Origin of the sequence: Hyphomonas sp. (assembly GCF_040882205.1) — a bacterium.
Taxonomy (GTDB): Bacteria; Pseudomonadota; Alphaproteobacteria; order Caulobacterales; family Hyphomonadaceae; genus Hyphomonas.
On sequence record NZ_JBBEBT010000360.1, the window covers coordinates 1 to 1,151 of the forward strand.

2 protein-coding genes and 1 pseudogene are annotated in these 1,151 nt (G+C 64.2%); 1 reads left to right on the plus strand and 2 read right to left on the minus strand.

The annotated features are described in order from the left end of the window. Positions 1-162 precede the first annotated feature (162 nt). Positions 163-267, plus strand: coding sequence for a cation-transporting P-type ATPase (locus WEA77_RS15660; protein ID WP_368068803.1), 105 nt, complete (start codon positions 163-165; stop codon positions 265-267). On the opposite strand, the pseudogene WEA77_RS15665 reads toward WEA77_RS15660, so the two are convergent. Both WEA77_RS15665 and WEA77_RS15670 read right to left on the minus strand, forming a co-directional pair. Next, a pseudogene (locus WEA77_RS15665) lies at positions 254-466 on the minus strand (transposase); the annotation flags it as partial. The gene WEA77_RS15660 and the pseudogene WEA77_RS15665 overlap by 14 nt on opposite strands. Before the next feature lie 297 nt (positions 467-763). Next, positions 764-1,151, minus strand: a 388-nt coding sequence (locus tag WEA77_RS15670; RefSeq protein WP_368068801.1) for an FCD domain-containing protein, incomplete at its 5' end; no start/stop codon positions are given.

Sequence of the window (1,151 nt, forward strand, 5' to 3'; positions counted from 1 at the left end):
CGGAGAGCACGGCGACCAGTGCCGCAAGCTACACCACGCGGTGGGACACCATCTAAAAGAAGATTATCCTGTTGCAACAACACTTCGAACAGGGGCGGGAATCAAATGACCGGAGAACCGGCGCCGACCGACCATCATGCGCAGCCCGCTGACGCGGTCCTCATGTCTCTGGGATCACGCGCCGGCGGCCTCGACGCTGTGCAGGCCGCGCGCCGCCTGGAGGAGCACGGCCCGAACCAGCTTCCGGCGCCGCCATCGCGCCGGTGACAAGCAGTCGCCGGATGTCCCGCTGCCCCATCTTCGATGTTTTCCCCAGCCTCTGCTTTCCGCCGGACGAATGTTGCCTCGGCACCAACCCGAGCCAGGCGGCGAAATCGCGGCCACGCCGGAACTGCTCCATCGGCGGCGCGAAGGTTTCGATCGCGAGTGCCCCGATTGGCCCGACACCCGGCATGGTCTGCAACTGCCGGGGCATGGCGGCCGCCCTGGACGCGGCGGCCCCCGGTCTGAGCAGAGCAGCTGCTTGCACTTCCACTTCGGTGGCATGCAGATTCTGGTCCCGCGCCCGTTTGCAGTCGCGCCAGCGGTGGGGCATCAGCTCGGTTTCAACGACCTCAAGGTGATCGAGGCGGCGGGGTTCCTGCACGCCATAGCGGAGGGCCGGGCGGCATCGCCTTCCTTCGCCAAAGCGCCGGTGTTCGAGAAGGTCATCCACGCCATCGCCGGTTCGAACGGCAGCCGTGTCAACCTTTGGAGCGGGCGCCTACGGATTGAGTTGGAAGCCGTTGCTGATCGCCTGCTCGACGCCGCTCTGGATGTGGACCGAGAGCATATTCACCGCCCCATCCGCGTCGCGCTTCAGCGCCAGGTTGAGGATCTGCTGATGCTCCTCCACTGCAGCCCCCCCGCGGAAACCTAGCGCAAGGGCCAGATAGCGCAGATATTTGTCGAAAACGTCCTTGTGCATTTGCACGATGAGATCGGAATCACAGGCCGAGATCACCGCGATGTGGAACTCGCGATCGAACTTCTTCCAGGTGGGAATGTCCACCTTCTCGCCCGCAAGCATGCGCGTTTCGAAGGAATTGAGCTTGTGATGGGCGCCGATGATGGTCGCTTCCCACTCGATGCCGCCATTGGCGATCGACTGC